The 5,396-nt window shown below is 57.6% G+C and carries 3 rRNA genes; all 3 read right to left on the bottom strand.

Annotated features, from left to right (window positions below):
- Positions 1-6 precede the first annotated feature (6 nt).
- Positions 7-123 (bottom strand): 5S ribosomal RNA (gene rrf, locus FHG89_RS00630).
- 85 nt (positions 124-208) lie between these two features.
- Positions 209-3,318 (bottom strand): 23S ribosomal RNA (locus FHG89_RS00625).
- A 380-nt stretch (positions 3,319-3,698) separates the two neighbouring features.
- Positions 3,699-5,213 (bottom strand): 16S ribosomal RNA (locus tag FHG89_RS00620).
- Together the 16S, 23S and 5S rRNA genes form the textbook arrangement of a ribosomal RNA operon.
- Positions 5,214-5,396 lie beyond the last annotated feature (183 nt).

The raw sequence follows: 5,396 nt of genomic DNA, 5'->3' as shown, positions 1-5,396 counted from the left end.
AAGATTGTCCGGCGGCGTCCTACTCTCCCACACCCTCACGAGTGCAGTACCATCGGCGCTGGAGGGCTTAGCTTCCGGGTTCGGAATGTAACCGGGCGTTTCCCCTCCGCCATGACCGCCGTAACTCTATGAACATATCAAACAACCCCGGCAACACATCACGGGTGTTCGCTTGTTCAGAGTTGCACAGTGGACGCGTAGCAGCTTGGTAGTCAAGTCCTCGGCCTATTAGTACCGGTCAACTGAACCCGTTACCGGGCTTACATTTCCGGCCTATCAACCCAGTCGTCTAGCTGGGGGCCTTACCCCACCAAGGTGGGTGGGATACCTCATCTTGAAGCAGGCTTCCCGCTTAGATGCTTTCAGCGGTTATCCCTTCCGAACGTAGCTAACCAGCCGTGCCCCTGGCGGGACAACTGGCACACCAGAGGTTCGTCCGTCCCGGTCCTCTCGTACTAGGGACAGCCCTTCTCAAGTATCCTACGCGCACGGCGGATAGGGACCGAACTGTCTCACGACGTTCTAAACCCAGCTCGCGTACCGCTTTAATGGGCGAACAGCCCAACCCTTGGGACCTGCTACAGCCCCAGGATGCGACGAGCCGACATCGAGGTGCCAAACCATCCCGTCGATATGGACTCTTGGGGAAGATCAGCCTGTTATCCCCGGGGTACCTTTTATCCGTTGAGCGACACCGCTTCCACTCGCAAGTGCCGGATCACTAGTCCCGACTTTCGTCCCTGCTCGACCTGTCAGTCTCACAGTCAAGCTCCCTTGTGTACTTGCACTCAACACCTGATTGCCAACCAGGCTGAGGGAACCTTTGGGCGCCTCCGTTACCTTTTAGGAGGCAACCGCCCCAGTTAAACTACCCACCAGACACTGTCCCTGAACCGGATAACGGTCCGAAGTTAGATACCCAAATCAACCAGAGTGGTATTTCAAGATTGCCTCCACCTGTACTGGCGTACAAGCTTCACCGGCTCCCACCTATCCTACACAAGCTAATTCGAGTACCAATGTCAAGCTATAGTAAAGGTCCCGGGGTCTTTCCGTCCTGCCGCGCGTAACGAGCATCTTTACTCGTACTGCAATTTCGCCGGGCCTGTGGTTGAGACAGTGGGGAAGTCGTTACGCCATTCGTGCAGGTCGGAACTTACCCGACAAGGAATTTCGCTACCTTAGGATGGTTATAGTTACCACCGCCGTTTACTGGCGCTTAAGTTCTCCGCTTCGCCCCGAAGAGCTAACAGGTCCCCTTAACGTTCCAGCACCGGGCAGGCGTCAGTCCATATACATCGAATTACTTCTTCGCATGGACCTGTGTTTTTAGTAAACAGTCGCTTCCCCCTGCTCTCTGCGGCCATACAACGCTCCACCCGCGCGGGGCTTCACGTCTCCGGCCCCCCTTCTCCCTAAGTTACGGGGGCAATTTGCCGAGTTCCTTAACCACAGTTCGCCCGATCGCCTCGGTATTCTCTACCTGACCACCTGTGTCGGTTTGGGGTACGGGCCGCTAAGAACTCGCTAGAGGCTTTTCTCGGCAGCATAGGATCACTGACTTCACCTGAATCGGCTCGGCATCACGTCTCAGCCTTCATGTGGTGCGGATTTGCCTACACCACGGCCTACACGCTTACCCCGGCACAACCACCGGCCGGGCTCAGCTACCTTCCTGCGTCACCCCATCGCTTGACTACTACCCGCCAGGTTCCCACGCTCACTCAGATCAGTCCGAAGACCTCACCAAGATCGGGTGGTTAGCACAACGAGGTTCATCAGGGACGCTCTTTCGCGGGTACGGGAATATCAACCCGTTGTCCATCGACTACGCCTCTCGGCCTCGCCTTAGGTCCCGACTCACCCAGGGCGGATTAGCCTGGCCCTGGAACCCTTGGTCATCCGGCGGAAGGGTTTCTCACCCTTCTTTCGCTACTCATGCCTGCATTCTCACTCGTGCCGCGTCCACAACTGGGTCACCCCGCTGCTTCACTCGCGGCACGACGCTCCCCTACCCATCCACACACCTGCACGCACCATCAAGGGCACGCGTGGTTAAAATGTGAATGCCACAGCTTCGGCGGTGTGCTTGAGCCCCGCTACATTGTCGGCGCGGAACCACTTGACCAGTGAGCTATTACGCACTCTTTAAAGGGTGGCTGCTTCTAAGCCAACCTCCTGGTTGTCTATGCGACCCCACATCCTTTTCCACTTAGCACACGCTTAGGGGCCTTAGCTGGTGATCTGGGCTGTTTCCCTCTCGACTACGAAGCTTATCCCCCGCAGTCTCACTGCCGCGCTCTCACTTACCGGCATTCGGAGTTTGGCTGATTTCGGTAAGCTTGTGGGCCCCCTAGACCATCCAGTGCTCTACCTCCGGCAAGAAACACGCGACGCTGCACCTAAATGCATTTCGGGGAGAACCAGCTATCACGGAGTTTGATTGGCCTTTCACCCCTAACCACAGGTCATCCCCCAATTTTTCAACATTGGTGGGTTCGGCCCTCCACGCGGTCTTACCCGCGCTTCAGCCTGCCCATGGCTAGATCACTCCGCTTCGGGTCTAGGACACGCGACTGAATCGCCCTATTCAGACTCGCTTTCGCTACGGCTCCCCCACACGGGTTAACCTCGCCACATGCCACTAACTCGCAGGCTCATTCTTCAAAAGGCACGCCGTCACCCCGCAAGGCTCCGACGGATTGTAGGCGAACGGTTTCAGGTACTATTTCACTCCCCTCCCGGGGTACTTTTCACCATTCCCTCACGGTACTCGTCCGCTATCGGTCACCAGGAAGTATTTAGGCTTACCAGGTGGTCCTGGCAGATTCACGGCAGATTTCAGGGGTCCGCCGCTACTCGGGAACACCCACAGAAGGTCAGCAACTTTCACCTACCGGACTCTCACCGTCTACGGTCAGCCATTCCAGACTGTTCGACTAGCCACTGACTTTGTAACTTCTCGAACAAGTGTCAGCTTGTTCAGCAGGGTCCCACAACCCCAACCACGCAACCCCTGACAGGTATCACACGCAGCCGGTTTAGCCTCAATCCGCTTTCGCTCGCCACTACTCACGGAATCACTAAATTGTTTTCTCTTCCTACGGGTACTGAGATGTTTCACTTCCCCGCGTTCCCCCCACACACCCTATGTGTTCAGGTGCGGGTGACACCACATGACTGGTGCCAGGTTTCCCCATTCGGACACCCTGGGATCACAGCTTGGTTGACAGCTCCCCCAGGCCTATCGCGGCCTCCCACGTCCTTCATCGGCTCCTGGTGCCAAGGCATTCACCGTTCGCCCTTGACAACTTGACCACAAAGATGCTCGCGTCCACTGTGCAATTCTCAACAAACGACCAACCCACAACCCGATCCGCCCCACACCAAACCCAACAACAGTTGGCGGTATATGGGGCCAGGCCATGCCTGGCAGACTCCCAGACCCTCACAAGGGCCCAGACCAGTCTCTGAAACAACAACCGATGGTTGTTCCTTCAGGACCCAACAGGGTGCTCACATTCTCCCCCAGCCGCACCAGAAGCAACCGTTCCCACCACCCCGAAGAGTGGCTGTACTAGGTGATCCCGGCCGTTGCCAGGGCAAAACTTGCCAGTGTCTCCGCCATTCGAGCACCCCACCACCACATTCGGGCGGTGCGGGCTCCTTACCGACTTTCGTCGGAAGGTGCTCCTTAGAAAGGAGGTGATCCAGCCGCACCTTCCGGTACGGCTACCTTGTTACGACTTCGTCCCAATCGCCAGCCCCACCTTCGACGGCTCCCTCCACAAGGGTTGGGCCACCGGCTTCGGGTGTTGCCGACTTTCGTGACGTGACGGGCGGTGTGTACAAGGCCCGGGAACGTATTCACCGCAGCGTTGCTGATCTGCGATTACTAGCGACTCCGACTTCACGGGGTCGAGTTGCAGACCCCGATCCGAACTGAGACCGGCTTTTTGGGATTCGCTCCACCTCACGGTATCGCAGCCCATTGTACCGGCCATTGTAGCATGCGTGAAGCCCTGGACATAAGGGGCATGATGACTTGACGTCATCCCCACCTTCCTCCGAGTTGACCCCGGCAGTCTTCGATGAGTCCCCGCCATAACGCGCTGGCAACATCGAACGAGGGTTGCGCTCGTTGCGGGACTTAACCCAACATCTCACGACACGAGCTGACGACAGCCATGCACCACCTGTGACCGCCCCCGAAGGACCCCCCATCTCTGGAGGTTTTGCGGCCATGTCAAACCCAGGTAAGGTTCTTCGCGTTGCATCGAATTAATCCGCATGCTCCGCCGCTTGTGCGGGCCCCCGTCAATTCCTTTGAGTTTTAGCCTTGCGGCCGTACTCCCCAGGCGGGGCGCTTAATGCGTTAGCTGCGGCACAGGGAACCGGAGAGGCCCCCCACACCTAGCGCCCAACGTTTACAGCGTGGACTACCAGGGTATCTAATCCTGTTCGCTCCCCACGCTTTCGCTCCTCAGCGTCAGTATCGGCCCAGAGACCCGCCTTCGCCACCGGTGTTCCTCCTGATATCTGCGCATTTCACCGCTACACCAGGAATTCCAGTCTCCCCTACCGAACTCTAGCCTGCCCGTATCGACCGCAGGCTTGGGGTTGAGCCCCAAGTTTTCACGGTCGACGCGACAAGCCGCCTACGAGCTCTTTACGCCCAATAAATCCGGACAACGCTCGCGCCCTACGTCTTACCGCGGCTGCTGGCACGTAGTTGGCCGGCGCTTCTTCTGCAGGTACCGTCACTTCCGCTTCGTCCCTGCTGAAAGAGGTTTACAACCCGAAGGCCGTCATCCCTCACGCGGCGTCGCTGCATCAGGCTTCCGCCCATTGTGCAATATTCCCCACTGCTGCCTCCCGTAGGAGTCTGGGCCGTGTCTCAGTCCCAGTGTGGCCGGTCGCCCTCTCAGGCCGGCTACCCGTCGTCGCCTTGGTAGGCCATCACCCCACCAACAAGCTGATAGGCCGCGAGCCCATCCCAAGCCGAAAAACTTTCCACCACCAGCCATGCGGCCAGCGGTAATATTCGGTATTAGCCCCGGTTTCCCGGGGTTATCCCAAAGCTTGGGGCAGGTTGCTCACGTGTTACTCACCCGTTCGCCGCTCGAGTACCCCGAAGGGCCTTTCCGCTCGACTTGCATGTGTTAAGCACGCCGCCAGCGTTCGTCCTGAGCCAGGATCAAACTCTCCAACAAAAACTGTGTTGAACAGTTGTCCCGGCAACAAACAAATGTTGCCAAAGGAATCCCAACCAGCCAAACCAAAGGCCTGACCAGTCCGGGGTATAAATCATAATTGGCACTGGCTTTACAAGCACCCTGTTGAGTTCTCAAAGAACAACCACACACCGATCAGAAGCACCACACTCAGTGGAACCC

Origin of the sequence: Micromonospora orduensis, assembly GCF_006228125.1 — a bacterium.
Classification (GTDB): domain Bacteria; phylum Actinomycetota; class Actinomycetes; order Mycobacteriales; family Micromonosporaceae; genus Micromonospora; species Micromonospora orduensis.
The sequence above is the reverse complement of the archived record's forward strand: the minus strand, read 5'-3'. Positions and strand labels throughout refer to the sequence as shown.